An 18,102-nucleotide genomic window follows, 5' to 3' on the forward strand; every position below is an offset into this window, starting at 1 on the left:
TCACAGGGATTGCTATAACATCGTGAATTGATTTTCCATAGTGGTTGCGAGTTAATGCTCAGATTAGAGGCAGACCAGAGATCTGCCGATTAAACAGTCTCCGCTGGTGCGCGTCGCCCTGCGGATGCGAAGAGGGTGATTGATCATGACGTTCGACGAAAAGAAGCTCTCGGAACTGCGCGCCAAGTTCGGCGGTGACCAGGCCGGGGAAATCTTCGATCCGAAATTCGCCAAGGTGGGCGAGAAGATCTTCTCGAATGGCACGCGTGCCGCTCCCTATGCCGGCGTGCCGACCTTCCTGTCGGCGCCGCATCGGCCGATCGATCCGAAGGCTCCGGATTTCGGCGACCTGCAGGTGGCGATCGTCGGCGTGCCGATGGACCTCGGCGTTTCCAATCGCCCCGGCTCGCGCTTCGGGCCGCGGGCGCTTCGCACCATCGACCGCATCGGTCCCTACAACCATGTGCTCGACTGCGCTCCGATCTTTGACCTCAAGGTCGGCGACATCGGCGACGTTCCCTTCTCCAGCCGCTATCGCCTCGAACTCAGCCACGAGGACATCGAAAAACACCACACCAAGATCGTCGAGGCCGGCATTCTGCCGCTGTCGGTCGGTGGCGACCATTCGATCACCCACCCGATCATGAAGGCCGTGGCCAAGAAGCATGGCCCGGTCGGCATGATCCACATCGACGCTCACTGCGACACCGGCGGTGCCTTCGACCAGACCAAGTTCCATCACGGCGGCCCCTTCCGCAACGCGGTGCTTGACGGCGTGCTCGATCCGACCCGCACCATCCAGATCGGTATTCGCGGCCCGGCCGAATATCTGTGGGAATTCTCCTACGAGTCCGGCATGACGGTCATCCATGCCGAAGAGATCACCGGTCTCGGCATTTCGGCGATCATCGAGAAGGCGAAAAAGGTGATCGGCGACGGCCCGACCTATCTCTCCTTCGACATCGACAGCCTCGATCCGAGCATCGCGCCCGGCACAGGAACACCGGAAATCGGCGGCCTCTCGTCGCGCGAAGTGCTCGAACTCATCCGTGGGCTCAAGGGAATCAACCTCGTCGGCGGCGATGTCGTCGAGGTGGCGCCCCAGTATGATGCGACCAACAACACGGCCCATGCCGGCGCTCAGGTTCTCTTCGAAATCCTGAGCCTGATGGTCTATAGTCCGGCGATCAAGGGCCGCTGAGCGACTGGCATTTTGTCCGCGGCGGGGTTATCCCGCTCGCGGACTGCACTTCATGACAACCAACGAAGACAAGGGAACAGGACCATGAAAAAAATCCTCAATACTTCCGTCAGCCGCCGCGGCGTGCTGGCCGGTTCGCTTGCCGGTGCCGGCATGCTCGCCATGCCGTCGATCCTGCGCGCCCAGGACAAGTCGCTGAAGGTCGGCGTCTATGGCGGCTACTTCAAGGATTCCTTCGACAAGAACATCTTCCCCGAATTCACCAAGGCGACCGGCATCGCCATCGAATCCGTCGCGGAGCCGACCGGTGAAGCCTGGCTCGTGCAGCTCGAGCAGGCCGCCAAGGCCGGCCAGGCTCCGGCCGACCTGTCGATGATGTCCCAGGTCTCGATGCTGAAGGGCCAGTCGACCGAACTCTGGGCACCGCTCGACACCGCCAAGATCAAGAACGCCTCGAACCTGATCGACCGTTTCGTCAACAAGTATCCGGATGGCCGCATCGCCGGCATCGGCGCCGTTGCCTGGTACATCACGCTCGTCACCAACACCGACGTCTACAAGGAAGCCCCGACCTCGTGGGCAGCGCTCTGGGATCCGGCAAATGCCGACAAGCTCGGCCTTCTGGCCCTGGTTTCCAACTCCTTCTTGCTGGAAGTGACCGCCAAGACCCATTTCGGCGGCACCAATGCCCTCGACACCGAAGAGGGCATCCTCAAGGTTTTCGAAAAGCTCGCCGAAGTGAAGCCGAATGTGCGCCTCTGGTATCGTGACGAAGCCCAGTTCGAGCAGGCGCTGAAGTCGGGCGAAATCCCGATGGGCCAGTACTACCACGACGTCACCGGCCTTGCTGCCGCCGACGGCCACCCGGTCCGCTCGACCTTCCCGAAGGAAGGTGGCATCCAGGATTCCGGCTGCTGGGCCCTGTCGCGCGCCTCGACCAAGGTCGAGGAAGCCCATGTCTTCATCGACTACATGTGCCAGCCGTCGATCCAGGCGACGCTGTCGCGCAAGGTCGGCACCGCGCCGACCGTCAAGCGCGAACTGCTCGACCTGACGGCCGAGGAATTCGCCGCCGTGTCCTCCGACATCGAGCCGATCACCCCGCGCTACGACCTCTACCAGACCAAGTCGGACTGGTTGAACCAGAAGTGGACCGAGCTGATCGTCGGCTGATACTGGAGAAAGCCCCTCACCCTGACCCTCTCTCCGCTTGCGGGAGAGGGGACGGACGCGGTGCGGCAAGTCTTCTTCTCCCCGTTTTAACGGGGAGAAGGTGCCCGGCAGGGCGTATCAGGGGCAATTCTCTTGTGTGCCCGCCTTGATAGCGGACCAACGATCCCGCTTGAGCCCCGGGCAAGAGTGCGCGACAATCAAACCCTTGATGGGATGTCGCGGCCGGGGCAGACAGGGACGAAGACCCCATTACCTTTTTCTTTCGGAGACAGAATGTCCGGACTCATCCTCAACGGTGTCACCAAGCAATTCGGACCCTTCACGGCCGTGGATCAGGCGCAGCTCTCGGTGCCGGAAGGGCGCTTCGTGTGTCTGCTCGGCCCGTCGGGCTGCGGCAAGACGACCCTGCTGCGGATGATCGCCGGTCTTGAGCAGCCGACCGGCGGCTCGATCGTGCTCGACGGTGCGGACATCACCGAGGTTCCGACCCACAAGCGCAATCTCGGCATGGTTTTCCAGTCGCTGGCGCTCTTCCCGCACCTGACCGTCGGTGAGAACATCGCCTATCCGCTGCGCATTCGCGGCATCGGGCGCGAGGCACAGGTCAAGCGTGTCGAGGAACTGCTGGCGATGATCCATCTGCCGGGTTATGCCGACCGCCCCGTCACCAAGCTGTCGGGCGGCCAGCGCCAGCGCGTGGCGATTGCCCGTGCGCTGGCCATATCGCCGAAGCTTTTCCTGCTCGACGAGCCGCTCTCGGCCCTCGACGCCAAGCTGCGCGAGGCGATGCAGGTCGAACTTCGCAAGCTGCAGCAGCAACTGGGCATCACCACCATCGTCGTCACCCACGACCAGCGCGAAGCCATGACCATGGCCGACACCGTTGTCGTGATGAACGGCGGCAAGATCCGCCAGGCCGCGAGCCCGATCGAGATCTACCGCAAGCCGGCCGACCGGTTCGTCGCTGACTTCATCGGCTCGACCAATCTCCTGCCGGTGACCGTCGAAAGCGGCCGCACGCTGATTCTCGGCCAGGCGGTCGAGGGCATCTCGGCAGACCAGGCGGCCTGCAGCCTTTCGGTCCGGCCGGAAGACATCCATCTGTCGGCGCCTGGTGAAGGGCGTCTTTCGGGCCGCGTCACCTTCATCCGAGACCTTGGTGGCACTATCGAGACCTTCATAGACGTGCGCGGCACCGAGGTGATCGCGGTCTCGACCCCGCGCGAACGTCCGGTCGTCAGCGTTGGCCAGGAGGTCGGCCTCGTGATCGATCCGCAGACCGCCGTGGTGCTCGCCGCATGAGACGCGAACCGCCCAAGACCGCGCTCGACTATGCGCCGCTCGCCTTTCCGGCGGGCATGCTGATCCTGTTCTTCGTCGTGCCCTTCGGCACGATGATCGCCGTCAGCTTCTTCCAGCGCGATCCCGCCGGCTTCTACTCGCCGGCCTTCGTGTTCGACAACTATGCCCGCTTCCTGTCGATGTTCTTCGCCGGCGTGCTCGGCTTCTCGCTGATGCTGGCGATCGCGGTCGCTGCCGTCTGCGTGGCGCTCGGCCTGCCGTTCACCTACCTGCTCACCCGCATGTCGCGAAAAGCCCAGGTCGTCTGGCTGGTGGCGCTGCTCTCGGTGCTGTCGCTGTCGGAAGTCATCATCGGCTTCGCCTGGTCGACGCTGTTTTCCCGCACCGCCGGCATTACCAATCTTCTGGTGATGATCGGGCTCATGGAAAAGCCGGTGGCGCTGATGCCGAACTTCGCGGCGGTGCTGACCGGCATGACCTATCAGGCGCTGCCCTATACCGTGCTGGTGCTCTATCCCGCGCTCGTCCGCCTCGACCCGACGCTGACGGAGGCGGCCCGCACGCTCGGCGCCTCGCCGCTGCGCGCCTTCTTCACTGTCGTCGCTCCGGCCCTGCGCAACACGATCCTCGCGACGCTGATCATGGTCTTCATCTTCGCGCTCGGCTCCTACCTCTTGCCGCAGATCCTCGGACGGCCGCAGCACTGGACGTTGTCGGTGCTGATCACCGACCAGGCAATCTACCAGTCGAACATGCCGTTCGCGGCCGCGATGGCGGTGTTCCTCGTGCTCGTCACGCTCGGCATGGTGGCTCTCACGCTCTTCGTCGGCCGGAAGGGAGAAGCGGCATGAACACCTTGCTGACGCGTTTCTACTTCCTCCTGATCGGCATTTTTCTCGCCGCTCCGATCGTCGTCGTTGCCGGCGTATCGGTCAACGAGAAGCAGAGCCTGACCTTCCCACCGGAGGGCTTTTCACTGGCGTGGTATGGCGCGATCTTCACCGATCCGGGCTGGCGTTCCGCCTTGTTCGCCTCGGTCGTGCTGGCGCTGGCCTCGGCTGCCCTTGCTGTGCTGATCGCCCTTCCGCTTTCCTGGTTCCTGTGGCGGCGTCTCGCGCCCTGGGCGAACATCTTCCAGGTGCTGGGCATTGCGCCGTTCACCCTTCCGCCGGTCATCACCGCGCTCGGTCTTTTGACCTTCTGGGCGACGACCGGCTTCTACGGTCAGCCCTGGACGGCGGTCATCGGCCACGCGATCTTCTTCGTGACGCTGCCGCTCGTCACCCTGTCGCTCGGCTTTTCCGCGATCGACCGGTCGCTGGTCGAGGCGGCCTGCACCATGGGCGCTGACGATCGGACCGTGTTCCGCACCGTCGTCCTGCCGCTCATCCGGCCCTATCTGGTGTCGGGTTATGCGTTCGCCTTCGTGCTGTCGCTCAACGAATACATCGTCGCCTACATGACGGTCGGCTTCACCATGGAGACGCTGCCGATCAAGATCTTCAACGCGCTGCGCTACGGCTACACGCCGGTGATGGCGTCGGTGTCGATCCTGTTCGTCGTCGTCGCCGGCATCGTCTTCGGTCTCGTCGCCCGTTTTGGCGATCTGCCAAAGCTTTTGGGCGCCATGGCGGCCGACGACCGATAACAGAGCCGGTCGTCCCGTTTCGTGACACTTCAGGACCTCCCCGGGGAAACGCGGGGAGGTTTTGCTTTTCGTGGTGCTGTAATGAAAACAACACGTTGATCGAGAGTGCGGCCTGAAAGTATTGCTGTTTCGTTAATGTGAATTCTGCGGGCGTGCTATTTACCCGAATTTAACCATCGGCACGGGTGACCTTTCAACTTCGACCGATTTTAGTAATTCGTTGAGGACTGAGATCTAACGCTCCCCCTGTTCCAGTCGGAACTCCGCACATGACGTGGCGGGCGATGAAAAATGGGGAATGGGGCACATGAAGTGCGCGAAATGGCCTGCGATCATTGCAGGCGTGCTAGGCTTGTTTTTGTTGTGGCTCCCCGTGAGCCTTCAGGCACAGCTCGTTTTGAGCGTTGCCGTTCTCGGCCTCATGTTCTTCTTCATGAGCCGTCCCGAGATCAAATCCTTCCGGATTCTGACCTTTGTCTTCGTCGCCGTGCTGGCGCTGCGCTATGCGTTCTGGCGTACGACAGAGACGCTGCCCAACTTCTCCGAACCGCAGAATTTCGTTCCCGGCATCATCCTCTACTGTGCCGAAATGTACTGCCTGGTGATGCTGGCCGTCAGCTTCTTCATGCTGGCCGATCCGCTGAAGCGCAATTCGGCCCCGCGGCTCTCCGCGTCCGAGTACCCAACCGTCGACGTGTTCATTCCGTCCTACAACGAGGACCCGGAACTGCTGGCGATGACGCTCGCCGCGGCCAAATCGATGGCCTATCCGAAGGACAAGCTGACCGTCTATCTGCTTGACGACGGCGGCACCGACGCCAAGTGCAATCACCGCGACCCGCGCGTCTCGCTTGCCGCCCGTTCGCGCCGCGAGCAGCTTTCGGCGCTCTGCGAAGCGATGGACGTGCGCTACCACGCCCGCCGGGAAAACAGCCACGCCAAGGCCGGCAACCTCAATGCCGGGCTTTCGATCTCGTCCGGAGAGCTGGTCGTCGTTTTCGACGCCGACCATGCGCCGGTTCGCGACTTCCTGAACGAGACGGTCGGCTATTTCCGAGAGAATGAGAAGCTCTTCCTCGTCCAGACCCCGCACTTCTTCCTCAATCCGGACCCGCTCGAGAAGAACCTCGAGACCTTCGCCCGCATGCCGTCCGAGAACGAGATGTTCTATTCGGTCGTCCAGTGCGGCCTCGACAAGTGGGACGCCTCGTTCTTCTGCGGTTCCGCCGCCGTGCTGAGCCGCAAGGCACTGCTCGAAACCGACGGCTTTTCCGGCCAGTCGATCACCGAGGACTGCGAGACCGCGCTTTCGCTGCACAGCCGCGGCTGGCACAGCGTCTATGTCGACAAGCCGCTGATCGCCGGGCTGCAGCCGGAAACCTTCGTTTCCTTCATCGGCCAACGCGCCCGCTGGAGCCAGGGCATGCTGCAGGTCCTCATCCTCAACCGCCCGTTCCTCGCGCGCGGCCTGACGATGGCGCAGCGCATCTGCTATGCCGGCACCAACCTGTTCTGGCTCTTTCCGCTGTCGCGGCTCGTCTTCATGTTCGCGCCGCTTCTCTACATTTTCTTCTCGCTGGAGATCTTCCAGGCCAACATCATCGAATTCGGCCTCTATTCCATTACCTACCTGGTCTCGTCCTTCGCGCTGCAGAGCTATCTCTACGGCCGGGTGCGCTGGCCGTGGATCTCGGAGCTCTACGAATACGTCCAGTCGGTGCTCCTGTTCGGCTCGATCGTTTCGGTCGTGCGCAATCCGCGCAAGCCGACCTTCAACGTCACCGCGAAGGGGCAAACGCTGGAGGAGAGCAAGCTATCGCCGCTGGCACGACCGTATTTCGCGATCTTCTTCCTGCTGCTGGGCGCCACCTGTTATGCGATCTGGCGCTACATGACCGAGCCGATGCCCTCCGAGCTGCTCCTGATCGTGGCGGGGTGGAACACCATCAATCTCGGTATCGCCGGGGCCGCGCTCGGTGTGGTCTCGGAACGTCGCGAGCGTCGCCGCAATCATCGCCTGCAGGTCAAGCGCCACGCACTGCTGCGCGTCGGAGAATGCCTGCACGACATCATCGTGCGCGACGTTTCGAGTGGCGGCATGTCGATACAGTTCGTCGACGGCCGCGCGCCGGACGCTCTTGCCGCCGGCGGCGAGGCGCGTATCGAACTGCGCCGTGGCGGTCAGGTCATGCCGCTCGACGTGGTGTGCCGCGGCGTCAGCAAGCGCCAGGATGAGACGCTCTACGGTTTCGCCTATGCGCGCCGCACGGCCGATACCTTCATGGCGATTGCCGAGATCATGTATGCCGACCAGTCGGTCCTGCAGGATCGCCTGACCCACCGGCAGAAGCGGCAGGGCATGTTCGTCGGAACGCTTCGTTTCGCCCGCTGGACGATCACCGAGACGCTTCGTGCCTTGCAGTATGCCGGCGGATTGGTGCGGGAGCAGACCGAAAAGTCGTTCGGCGACGCCCCGCTGCAGATCCTCCCGCGCCATGCCCAGCTCGATGCGCTCGTCGCCAACGACGTTGGTGTCTCACCTGTTGCCGGAGGCATGATCTATGGCTGATCTGCGCACCATGACCGCAATCGGGCTTCTTATGATGTTGGCCGCTCCGGCAGGCGGCGCCGCCGAGAATGCGAACCTTTCCCTGTTGCCGGCGGCATCTCAGACCGAAGTGGCGACGCAGTCCTCCCCCTCGGGTGTAGCTGTGATCCCCTTCGTCCAGACGCGCCATGAGCTTCGCCTGACCGGCGAGGACGACAGCCGTCAGCTGTCCTATTTCCTTTCGCCGGATCAGGTCCGTGCCGGCGGCAAGATCCGGATCGCCTACAACAATGCGGTATCGATCCTGCCGGACGACGCGGTGCTCGATCTTGAAGTGAACGGCCACGCCGCCGGATCGATCGCGATCCGCTCGCCGGACGGCGTCCGCATCGAGGACACCGTCGTTCCGGCCGACATGCTGAAGGTCGGGCGCAACGACCTGCGCCTCCGTGCCCGCCAGCATCACCGTGTCGACTGCTCGCTGGCTGCGACCTACGAGCTCTGGACCGAGATCGATCCGCAGAAGAGCGGTTTCGTCTCGGCCGCCCCGATCGCGTTCTCGACCTTCGACGATCTCCTCTCGGTGGGGCGCAAGGCCGACGGCGTGACGGAGATCCGGCTGGTCGCCCCGGCCGGGCAGGCCGAGGCCGTCGCGCGTCGTGCGCTTCCCCTGGTCGAAACCCTGACCCTCTTCCTCAATCGCGCGGAAGTCAGGGTATCGGTCGGCGAGTTGCCGGGCGGGGGGCCGGGGATCGATGTCTATGCCGGCGAGGTCCAGGGAATGCCGCAGACGGATGCCGCGCGCGGGATCCTTTCGTCGGCGCCGCTCGGTCTTTCCGTCCGCAAGGGTGCTTCATCCGGACGTGCGGCCGTTGTCCTGCGCGCCGCAGACGAGCAGGCGGTGGCCGCAGCCCTTGCCCAGGCGGCCCAGGGGCCGATGCGCGATGGGCTGCAGCAGGGCTTGCTCGATCGCTCGGTGGGGCCGATCTCCGCCAGCACCACGGAAACCTTCAGTCTGGGTGATACCGGTTACCGTGCGGAATCCTTCTCCGGCCGGCTGTTCCGTACCCGTTTCGAGATCGAGATGCCGGGCGACTTCTATCCCGGCGACTACGGCACGGTTGACTTCAATCTGATCGCTGCCACCGCGCCAGGGCTCGCCCCGGGTGCACAGCTGATCCTCCGGGTTAATGATCGCGCGGTGACGAGCCACATCCTCTACAGCGAGGAGGGCCAGCGTTTCGACGGCCGCCGCATCCGCCTTCCGCTCAGGGCCTTCCATGCGGGGCTCAATACGGTCGAGGTTCTGGCCGAGCTTCCTGTTGTGGGCGATGCGGCGTGCGAACCCGGCCAGACCGGCGGGGCCAAGCCGCGCTTCGTGCTGCTGGAGGATTCCTCTTTCACTATTCCGGCGCTTGCCCATATCGGCAAGTCCCCGGATCTGGCAGCGCTTGCAGGCACTGCCTATCCGTTCAACGACGGCAAGGCCTTCGACCTGGTGGTCGATCGCGCCGACGAAGCCACCATCGGCTCGGCCCTGACGCTGGTGGGCCGCCTGTCGCTGACTGCGCGCAAGCCGCTTCAGGCCGTGCTTGCCGTTGGTGAGGCGGAGCAGGCATCGGGGCGCAACGCCCTGATTGTCAGTACGGCTTCGGTTGCCGCTCACAAGTCGGCGCGTCTCGGTACCCCCGGCGACGGTCCCCTCGTCGACCCCATCGAGACGGCATCCGTTCGTCCCGCTGCCGGCGACGAGGGACAGTTGAGCGGCCAGTCGGAAGCCCTGCTCAGTGCTTTCGAGGCCAGCACCGCGCTTGACGACGACCAGATATCCTGGCGGACGAAGACGCTTGTCTTCCTGTCGAAGGCATCGACGGTCATCGGGCGCTGGCTGAAATACCAGGATACGGTCGAGGCGCCGCGCACCGGCGGCGAAAAGAACGTCTTGCTTGAGGTTTCGCAGGAGCCCGCACCGCTCGGAGACGGGGTCTGGACGACCGTTTCTGCCGCAACGCCCGAGGCGCTCGAAACCGGCGTGGGCAAGCTCACCGACCCGGCGATCTGGCAGCGGCTCAACGGCGGCAGCGCCACGCTGCACGGTTCGGGCGACGATCTCGTCATCCGCATGCCGGACGCCTATGTCTTCGCGCCGATCGCCGACGCCAGCTTCTCGAACCTCCGGCGCCTGGCCGCAGCCTGGCTCTCCGACAATTTCAAGGTCTATGTGGGCCTGGTGCTGGCATTGCTCGGCGGCTTCGGCTTCTGGCTCGGCATGACCATTCCCCGCAAGGGCGTGAGGACGGACCTGTGACGAACCACCGCCAAACCCTTTGCATCGCCCTCTTCACCTCGGTTCTGACCCTGCCGATTGCGGCACCCGCGATCGCCGGGTCGACCTCGTCGCTTTTCGACGCTGGCGAACCTGCGCCGGCAAGCGTCGCCGCTGCCACGCCTTCAGCGTCAGTGCCGGCCGGTCCCGATGCCGTGGAACTCGCCGCCCTCTACTACTACGCCAAGGAAGGTGAGGTGCGCCGCGTCGAGGCCGAAACCCAGCGGCTGCAGGCCAAGTATCCGGGTTTCGCCCCGCCCTCGGACCTCTATGCGCAGGACACCGGACCCAAGGTGGACGAGGCCCCGCTCTGGGCTCTGTACGAGAAGGGCGATTTTGCCGGGATCGAAACCGAGCTTGCCCGGCTTGCCGCGGCCAATGCCGGCTGGCAGCCCTCGGAAGACTTTACCGTCAAGCTCGAGCGCCGCAAGCTGCGCCAGTCGATCGAGGATGCCGCGTCTGCCCATAGCTGGGACGGTGTCATCGCGGCGGCCGGTGCGCTGGACCCGACGACGGAGACCGAGATCGACCTGCTCTGGCACCTTCTCGACGCCTATCGCGAGAAGAACATGAGCGCGCCGATGGTCACCGTGTATCGGGGCATCCTGATGCGGGAAGGCGATCGCCGGCTCTCCGACGATATCCTCGTCACCACCCTGCAGAAGGCGCTCAACGACTTTCCGGTCGTCGACCTGAAGGCCGCGATCGAGCAGTTCTCGGCAGGTTCTCTCACCATGGCGGCCCGGCTCGAGCCGCTGCGCCTCGATCTGGTGCGGCGCGAAGTCGCCGAATACACCAATGCGTCCACAGAGACAGAAAAGGTTTCGGACGGAGAGGTGGCCGCGCTCGAAAAGGCCGCGATGGATGCGAAGTCTACGGCAGATTTCGGCCTTCTGGGTTGGTATCGCCTGAAGACCGGTCAGCCGATCTTGGCCGAGAACTGGTTCGGCCGCGCCGTCGACATCGAACCGACCATCGAGACCGTGCAGGGCCTCTACTCGGCGCTTTCCGCACAGAACAAGGCGGAGGCCGCCTACGCGCTTGCCGTTCGCCATCTGGCGCTGATTGCCGCCGATGGTGATTTCGTCATGGCGGCCCTTTCGCCGCGTTTCGGCAAGCCTGAACTCGGGGACATTGATGCGGCGGTGGTTGCGGCCTATGCCACGGCGATCCAGTCTTCCCATGCCGCCAAGCATGCCGAGGTGATCGGCTGGTATGCCTACAATTCACGCCAGTTCGCCCCCGCCGAGGCCTGGTTCGAAAAGTCGTTCGAATGGGAAAAGGGACCGGACAGCCTGAAGGGGCTGCTGCTTGCCCGCCAGCAGGGCGGTGACAAGGCCGGCGTGAAGGCGCTGCGCGAACAGTATGCAAGTGTCTATCCGCAGGTGTTCGAGGCACTGAAGAGCGCGGTTGCGCCGTCGGGCCGCGGCCGAAGCGATGTCGCCAGCGCCGTGCCAGTGCGCGAGGCCGACTATCTGGCCGCCTTCAGGGCCAAGCGTTTCGGCGACTGCATCGACAAGCTTCGGGTTAGAGAAGCTGCCGGTTCGCTCGATGCCAATGCCTCGCTGGTCAAGGGCTGGTGCCATCTGGAGCTCAACCACCTGACCGAGGCACGCGGCGCCTTTCTGGTCGCATTGCACGGCAAGGGCCAGGCGGGCGAAGATGCGGCCTACGGCCTGTCGCTCACGCTGCTGCGCACAGGACTCACGGGTGAGGCCAGCACGATTGTCGGCGCCTATCCGATGAGTGCGAAACGGGACAAGGAACTTCGCGCCGAGATCTATTGGCAGCAGGCCCGCGCCTCGTTCGATGCCGGCCGCTATCAGCAGACGCTCGATGCTTTGAACGCCCGTTTCCAGATCGCACCAGAAACCGGCGGCATCACGCAGATGCGGGCCTGGTCGCATTATCACCTTGGTCATCTGGCAGAGGCGCGCAAACTGTTCGAACGTGCGGACATGGTGATGAGCGATTCTGCCAACCGGCGTGCGCTTGCGATCATCCGCGAAAGACTTGGAGGCTGACATGCTGGCAATCCGGATCGCGCTCGTGATGGGCGCCCTCTCTGCGCTCGCCGGCTGCAGCACGGTGGAAGATCCCGTGCTGACCGCTTCCACGGCGGCGCCGGTGGCCGCCACCGCGTCGGCAAAGGCCGAGGTCGATTCCCAGTTCGCGCTTGGCCGGCTTCCCTCGTCCGCCGGCCGGATCCTTTCGGTGCGCCAGAGCGTGACCGGCGAGGTTGCCGAACAGACAGTGGTTTACCAGAACCGTTCGACGGCGGCGGGCGAGAACACGCTGTCGATCGAGCTCGGGCCTTCGGGCTCGCAGCGTTATCGCCGTGGTCCCAGCCAGTCGGAACTGCAGCGCGAGATGCAGCTGGCCCTGCCGGACGCCCGACTGACCTTCGACGGTGTTGCGCACCAGAACGGCTATGGCGTCCATGGTCTCGCCACTGGCACGACCGGCCGGGGCGAGGCCTGCGTGTTCGCCTGGCAGCAGGTCGGACCGGAGGCGATCGGCAAGGGGTACGGCATGCGCGTCAGGCTCCGTTTCTGCGACCCGAAGCTCGGCGCAGAGCGTCTCGCCGTGCTGATGGCCGGTCTGCAGTTGAAGCCGGTTAACGGGCGGACCATCGAGACACTGGCCTTCGCCCAGGGCTCCGGCGGCATGCCGCTCGCGCTCGAACAGGCACAGGACATTGCGGCGGCGCCTGTCGCCGGGATCGACCCTGCGCCCACCAACAGCGTCGCAGGATCGATCGCCGCCACGGCGCGGCCGGAAAGCACGACCGATAAAGGCGTGGACGGTTCAGCTATCGTCATCCCCATGCCGGACGAATCTTGAAAATCCGACTTGTCCCCAGGTTGGTTTGCGCACCTGTGGAGAGCGTGGCGACAGCGGCAAATGCGACCATTTCCGTTAAGCAGTTCTTTACACCTGGGGTCTAACCCTTTGCCTGTTCCAAGAGGAATTCTGCGCATGACGTCGCGGAAAATGAGAGATGGGAATGGGCACATGACGTGCATTGAATTGTCCGCGATCAGGGCGGATAGACGCTTGTCGTGTCGGCCCGGCTTGGTCCGGGACCGGATGGCGCAGCTTCTGGCGCGCCGCATCAGCGCATCCCTACAGTCACGATATTCCACCGCGACGCTTCGGGCTTCAGGCCCGTTAGCGATTGAAACCGAGCGCATAGCGTCGGGATCCCGATAGCTTACCAGATCGGTCCCTATGGGACCGCTGCGGTGCCTGTCGGAATCGTCCTGCCCCCCATGCCGGACGGTTCAAGATCTCGACAGGTATCGCGGGAGGAGTGCGGCACACCCCACCCCCAAGAGTCGCGCTCCTCCCACTTCTTAAAAGCATTGCGGCCGATGGAACCCAATCCATCGGCCGCAACGCCAGCGCGGGGGAGGGGGAGCATCAGCCGCGCAGCATTTCGATGATCGCCGAGAAGTCGCGCCCGCCATTGCCCTGCTTGTCGAACAGGTCGAAGAGCTGGGCTGCTTCAGCGCCGAGCGGGGTCGCCGCGCCGGCGGCAAGGGCTGCTTCCTGTGCCAGCTTCAGGTCCTTCAGCATCAGCGCTGCGGCAAAGCCGGGCTTGTAGTCATTGTTGGCGGGCGAGGTCGGCACCGGGCCGGGCACCGGGCAGTAGGTGTTGATCGACCAGCACTGGCCGGACGAGGTCGAGGCCACGTCGAACAGCGCCTGGTGGCTGAGGCCGAGCTTTTCGCCGAGCGCGAAGGCCTCGCAGACGCCGATCATCGAAATGCCGAGGATCATGTTATTGCAGATCTTCGCCGCCTGTCCCGCGCCGTCGCCGCCGCAATGGACGATCTTCCGCCCCATGGCTTCGAGCAAGGGTTTGGCGCTGGCGAAGGCCGTGTCGCTGCCGCCGGCCATGAACGTGAGGGTCCCGGCTGACGCTCCGCCGGTCCCGCCGGAAACCGGTGCGTCGAGCGACAGGCAGCCGGCACCTGCGGCGAGCTCATGGGCCTTGCGGGCACTTTCGACGTCGATGGTGGAGCAGTCGATCAGCAGGGTTCCGGCAGTCGCGGCCTTGACGAGTGCTCCCCAGACCGACAGCACATGCGCGCCCTTGGGAAGCATGGTGACGACGGCATCCGCGCCGGCGACGGCATCGTCGAGCGAGGTCACGGGAGAGATGCCGTTTCCGGCGGCGGTCTTCAGGATCTCGGCCGACAGGTCGAAGCCCTTCACGGAATGGCCGGCCTTTACGAGGTTGGCGGCCATCGGCCCGCCCATGTTGCCCAGTCCGATGAATGCAATAGTGGCCATCTTGGTCTCCTTGGTCCTTCGCGTCAGCGATTGTCTGCCAGGATCATGGCCGCCGCCTTTTCGGCGATCATGATCGTGGGGGAATTGGTGTTGCCGGAGGTGATCGTCGGCATGATCGAGGCATCGGCGATCCGGAGCCCCTTGAGCGCGCGGAGCCTCAGGCGAGGATCCACAACACTTGCCTCGTCCGAACCCATGCGACAGGTGCCGACAGGGTGGAAGATCGTCGTGCCGATGTCGCCGGCGGCACGCGCCAGGTCCTCGTCTGTCTCGTAAGCCGGGCCCGGCTTGAATTCCTCCGGCCGGTAACGCGCGAACGAAGGCTGGCTGGCGATCTTGCGGGTCAGCCGGATCGACCGGACCGCGACATCGCGGTCGGCGGGCGCCGAAAGATAACGGGGCGCGATGACGGGCTGTGCGGCGAAGTCCGGGGCAGTTGCGTGGACAGAACCGCGGCTTTCTGGCCTGAGGTTGCAGACGCTTGCCGTCATCGCCGGGAAGGGATGGACCGGCTCGCCGAACTTTTCGAGCGTGACGGGCTGGACGTGGTATTGCAGGTCCGGTGTTTCCTTGTCGGGGCCAGAGCGGGTGAAGATGCCGAGCTGGCTCGGCGCCATGGCCATGGGACCGGAACGCTTCAGCAGATATTCCAGCCCGATCGAGGCCTTGCCGATCAGGCTTGAGGCCTTCTCGTTGAGCGTCGGCACGCCGGTGACCTTGAATGCGAGGCGGAGCTGGAGGTGGTCCTGCAGGTTCTCTCCGACATCGCGGACTTCCTTGGCCACCTCGATGCCGGCATTCTGAAGAACCTCGCCGCGGCCGATGCCGGAGAGTTCGAGGATATGGGGCGAACCGATCGCGCCGGCGCAGAGCACGGTTTCGCGCCGTGCTGCAAAGCGCTTCGTCACACCGTCATGATGGACCTCGACCCCTGTGACGGCGCCATCGGCGATGACGAGGCGCTTGACATGGGCCTTGGTGAGGACGGTCAGGTTGCCACGCTTGACGGCGGGCCGGAGAAAGGCCTTGGCAGTGTTCCAGCGGATGCCGGAACGCTGATTGACGTCGAAGTATCCGGAACCTTCGTTGGTCCCGCGGTTGAAGTCGGCAGTCTCGGGAATGCCCGCTTCCCTGGCCGCCTGCTGAAAGGCTTCCAGCACGGCCCAGCGGACGCGGGCCTTCTCGACCCGCCATTCGCCGCCCGCGCCGTGCATGTCGTCGGCGCCCTTGTAGAAGTCCTCCGATTTGCGGAAAAAGGGCAGGATCTCGTCCCAGCCCCAACCCTCGCAACCCATCTGGCGCCACTGGTCATAGTCACGGGCCTGACCGCGCATGTAGATCATGCCGTTGATCGAGGAGCAGCCGCCGAGCACTTTGCCGCGCGGATAGCTGAGCGAGCGTCCGTTCAGGCCCTCTTCCTTCGCGGTGGAAAAGCACCAGTCGGTACGCGGGTTGTTGATGCAATAGAGATAACCGACGGGAATGTGGATCCAGTGGTAGTTGTCGCTGCCGCCGGCCTCGAGCAGAAGGACGCGGGTCGTGCGGTCGGCGGCAAGCCGATTGGCCATGACGCAGCCGGCGGTGCCGGCGCCGATGACGATATAGTCGAAGCTTTCCATGTCTTACCCCGAGGGACACCGTTCCCGGCCCGAGGGCCGAGAATTGTCATTTCGCAATTTCAAATACTGTTTCGGGCGTCGATCGTCCGCGCTCAGACGCGGTGGTCGAAGCCCAGCTTGCGGCCGAGCCGCGATCCGTAGAACTCGCCGATCAGGCCGCGTCGGAAGAGCAGTACGCAGACCATGAAGACCACGCCGGTGATCACGGTCACGGGGAAGTCGGAGGTCGCGAGGAAGTTCTGCAGCGCGACGACCATGCCGGCGCCGAAGATCGGGCCGATGATGGTGCCGATGCCGCCGAGCAGGGTCATCAGCACGACTTCGCCGGACATCTGCCATGTGACGTCGGTCAGGGTGGCGAACTGGAAGACCAGTGCCTTGACCCCGCCGGCGAGGCCGGCCAGAGCCGCCGACATGACGAAGGCGCCGAGCTTGTAGTGGACGACCGAGTAGCCGAGCGAGATGGCGCGGTTCTCGTTCTCGCGGATCGACTTCAGGATCATGCCGAAGGGCGAATTGATGAAGCGCCAGATCACGGCCATGGCGACAAGGAAGACAGCCAGCACGAAATAATACATGTTGGTGGTCACCGAGAGATCGATCACGCCGAACAGGTGGCCGCGCGGCACCGACTGGATGCCGTCCTCGCCATGGGTGAAGCTCGACTGGAGGCAGAAGAAGAAGAACATCTGCGCCAGTGCCAGCGTGATCATGGTGAAGTAGATGCCCTGGCGGCGGAGTGCGATCAGGCCCATCAACAGGCCGAGGAACGACGCCCCCGCGACCCCGATCAGAATGCCGACTTCGGGCGGCACACCCCATTCCTTGACCGCATGGGCGGTGAAGTAGGCCGCTCCGCCGAAGAAGGCGGCATGGCCGAAGGACAGGAGCCCGGTATAGCCGAGAAGCAGGTTGAAGGCGCTCGCGAAGAGGGCGAAGCACAGGAGCTTCATCACGAAGATCGGATAGACCAGAAAGGGCGCCACGACGAGCAACACCAGCATGATGGCGAGAAGCGCATTGCGCAGCAGCAGGGCCTGCGGGTGGGCGGCGACGGTGTTTGCGTCCGAGACGGCGGGTGCGTGGTGGGACATGTCAGACATCCTTCCCGAAGAGGCCTGCCGGACGCAGGATCAGTACGATTGCCATGATGACGAAGATCACGATGTTGGAGGCTTCCGGATAGAAGACCTTGGTCAGGCCTTCCGCGATGCCGAGCATGTAGCCGGTGACGATCGCCCCCATGATCGAACCCATGCCGCCGACGACGACCACGGCGAAGACGACGATGATGATGTTCGTGCCCATCAGCGGCGAGACCTGGTAGATCGGAGCGGCGAGCACGCCGGCGAAGGCGGCAAGCGCTGCGCCGAGTGCGTAGGTGAGCGTCAGCAGCAGCGGCACGTTGATGCCGAAGGACTGGACGAGGACCGGGTTTTCGGTCGCGGCGCGCAGATAAGCGCCGAGCTTGGTCTTCTCGATCAGCAGCCAGGTCGCGAGGCAGGCGAGCATCGACAGGATGACGACCCAGCCGCGGTAGATCGGCAGCACCATGAAGCCGAGGTTGACGGCGCCCTGGAGCTGCGACGGAGCCGGATAGGGCTGGCCGGAGGCGCCGAAGAAGTAGCGGAACGTGCCTTCGATCGTCAGCGCGAGGCCGAAGGTGAAGAGCAGCCCGTAGAGATGGTCGAGCTTGTAGAGCCTGGACAGCATGGTGCGTTCGATCGCTGCGGAGACCAGTCCGACGATGATCGGGGAGGCGACGAGTGCGACCCAGTAGCTCGCACCGCCCTTGGTCAGAAGCAGCAGCGCGACGAAGGCGCCGAGCATGTATTGCGCGCCATGGGCGAAGTTGATGACCCGCAACAGGCCGAAGATGACCGCCAGGCCGAGGCTCAAGAGTGCATAGAAGGAACCGTTGATCAGGCCGATCAGAAGCTGGCCGAGGAAGGCCTGCAGGGGAATGCCGAAAATCATTGTCATGGT

The 18,102-nt window shown here is 64.1% G+C and carries 13 protein-coding genes; 9 read left to right on the forward strand and 4 right to left on the reverse strand.

Features of this window, described 5'->3' with window-relative positions; genetic code table 11:
• Positions 1-145: 145 nt before the first annotated feature.
• The 9 genes from speB to bcsN all read left to right on the forward strand — a co-directional run bounded on the left by speB (position 146) and on the right by bcsN (position 13,042).
• Entirely contained in the window at positions 146-1,201 is a 1,056-nt protein-coding gene (speB, locus tag ACX93L_RS00400; protein ID WP_459403016.1) for an agmatinase, read from the forward strand.
• An 84-nt stretch (positions 1,202-1,285) separates the two neighbouring features.
• Positions 1,286-2,374: an ABC transporter substrate-binding protein gene (locus ACX93L_RS00405; RefSeq protein ID WP_169595041.1), complete on the forward strand. Its 1,089-nt coding sequence runs from the start codon at positions 1,286-1,288 to the stop codon at positions 2,372-2,374.
• Between the two features lie 273 nt (positions 2,375-2,647).
• Complete coding sequence (locus ACX93L_RS00410; RefSeq protein WP_459403017.1) at positions 2,648-3,676, forward strand: ABC transporter ATP-binding protein; 1,029 nt, start codon at positions 2,648-2,650, stop codon at positions 3,674-3,676.
• Positions 3,673-4,527 carry an ABC transporter permease gene (locus ACX93L_RS00415; RefSeq protein WP_459403018.1) on the forward strand — a complete coding sequence of 285 codons (855 nt, stop codon included), beginning with the start codon at positions 3,673-3,675 and terminating at the stop codon, positions 4,525-4,527. Before ACX93L_RS00410 ends, ACX93L_RS00415 begins: the two co-directional genes overlap by 4 nt.
• Complete coding sequence (locus ACX93L_RS00420) at positions 4,524-5,324, forward strand: ABC transporter permease (protein ID WP_459403019.1); 801 nt, start codon at positions 4,524-4,526, stop codon at positions 5,322-5,324. The genes ACX93L_RS00415 and ACX93L_RS00420 overlap by 4 nt, the downstream gene beginning before the upstream one ends.
• Positions 5,325-5,631: 307 nt before the next feature.
• Complete coding sequence (gene bcsA, locus ACX93L_RS00425) at positions 5,632-7,893, forward strand: UDP-forming cellulose synthase catalytic subunit (RefSeq protein WP_459403020.1); 2,262 nt, start codon at positions 5,632-5,634, stop codon at positions 7,891-7,893.
• On the forward strand, positions 7,886-10,180 hold the full coding sequence (locus ACX93L_RS00430; protein ID WP_459403021.1) for a cellulose biosynthesis cyclic di-GMP-binding regulatory protein BcsB: 2,295 nt from the start codon (positions 7,886-7,888) through the stop codon (positions 10,178-10,180). The genes bcsA and ACX93L_RS00430 overlap by 8 nt, the downstream gene beginning before the upstream one ends.
• Complete coding sequence (locus tag ACX93L_RS00435) at positions 10,177-12,222, forward strand: hypothetical protein (protein ID WP_459403022.1); 2,046 nt, start codon at positions 10,177-10,179, stop codon at positions 12,220-12,222. Before ACX93L_RS00430 ends, ACX93L_RS00435 begins: the two co-directional genes overlap by 4 nt.
• A 1-nt stretch (position 12,223) precedes the next feature.
• A complete protein-coding gene (bcsN, locus tag ACX93L_RS00440; protein ID WP_459403023.1) occupies positions 12,224-13,042 on the forward strand; it encodes a cellulose biosynthesis protein BcsN in 819 nt (272 codons plus the stop codon).
• A gap of 579 nt (positions 13,043-13,621) precedes the next feature.
• Here the strand turns inward: bcsN and mmsB are convergent.
• The 4 genes from mmsB to ACX93L_RS00460 all read right to left on the reverse strand — a co-directional run bounded on the left by mmsB (position 13,622) and on the right by ACX93L_RS00460 (position 18,099).
• A complete protein-coding gene (gene mmsB, locus ACX93L_RS00445; RefSeq protein WP_459403024.1) occupies positions 13,622-14,497 on the reverse strand; it encodes a 3-hydroxyisobutyrate dehydrogenase in 876 nt (291 codons plus the stop codon).
• Positions 14,498-14,520: 23 nt separating this feature from the next.
• On the reverse strand, positions 14,521-16,116 hold the full coding sequence (locus ACX93L_RS00450) for a GMC family oxidoreductase (RefSeq protein ID WP_459403025.1): 1,596 nt from the start codon (positions 16,114-16,116) through the stop codon (positions 14,521-14,523).
• Between the two features lie 92 nt (positions 16,117-16,208).
• Positions 16,209-17,120, reverse strand: coding sequence for a branched-chain amino acid ABC transporter permease (locus ACX93L_RS00455; RefSeq protein ID WP_246701922.1), 912 nt, complete (start codon positions 17,118-17,120; stop codon positions 16,209-16,211).
• Between the two features lie 91 nt (positions 17,121-17,211).
• On the reverse strand, positions 17,212-18,099 hold the full coding sequence (locus ACX93L_RS00460; protein WP_459403026.1) for a branched-chain amino acid ABC transporter permease: 888 nt from the start codon (positions 18,097-18,099) through the stop codon (positions 17,212-17,214).
• Positions 18,100-18,102: the final 3 nt, after the last annotated feature.

This window comes from Rhizobium sp. CAU 1783 (assembly GCF_054551725.1).

Excerpts from the sequence above, each read along its gene's own strand:
- ACX93L_RS00410 (WP_459403017.1), top strand. The coding sequence starts at position 2,648 with ATGTCCGGACTCATCCTCAACGGTGTCACCAAGCAATTCGGACCCTTC.
- ACX93L_RS00430 (WP_459403021.1), top strand. The coding sequence starts at position 7,886 with ATGGCTGATCTGCGCACCATGACCGCAATCGGGCTTCTTATGATGTTG.
- speB (WP_459403016.1), top strand. The coding sequence starts at position 146 with ATGACGTTCGACGAAAAGAAGCTCTCGGAACTGCGCGCCAAGTTCGGC.
- ACX93L_RS00450 (WP_459403025.1), bottom strand. The coding sequence starts at position 16,116 with ATGGAAAGCTTCGACTATATCGTCATCGGCGCCGGCACCGCCGGCTGC.
- bcsA (WP_459403020.1), top strand. The coding sequence starts at position 5,632 with ATGAAGTGCGCGAAATGGCCTGCGATCATTGCAGGCGTGCTAGGCTTG.
- ACX93L_RS00460 (WP_459403026.1), bottom strand. The coding sequence starts at position 18,099 with ATGACAATGATTTTCGGCATTCCCCTGCAGGCCTTCCTCGGCCAGCTT.
- ACX93L_RS00405 (WP_169595041.1), top strand. The coding sequence starts at position 1,286 with ATGAAAAAAATCCTCAATACTTCCGTCAGCCGCCGCGGCGTGCTGGCC.
- mmsB (WP_459403024.1), bottom strand. The coding sequence starts at position 14,497 with ATGGCCACTATTGCATTCATCGGACTGGGCAACATGGGCGGGCCGATG.
- ACX93L_RS00455 (WP_246701922.1), bottom strand. The coding sequence starts at position 17,120 with ATGCTGGTGTTGCTCGTCGTGGCGCCCTTTCTGGTCTATCCGATCTTC.
- ACX93L_RS00415 (WP_459403018.1), top strand. The coding sequence starts at position 3,673 with ATGAGACGCGAACCGCCCAAGACCGCGCTCGACTATGCGCCGCTCGCC.
- bcsN (WP_459403023.1), top strand. The coding sequence starts at position 12,224 with ATGCTGGCAATCCGGATCGCGCTCGTGATGGGCGCCCTCTCTGCGCTC.
- ACX93L_RS00420 (WP_459403019.1), top strand. The coding sequence starts at position 4,524 with ATGAACACCTTGCTGACGCGTTTCTACTTCCTCCTGATCGGCATTTTT.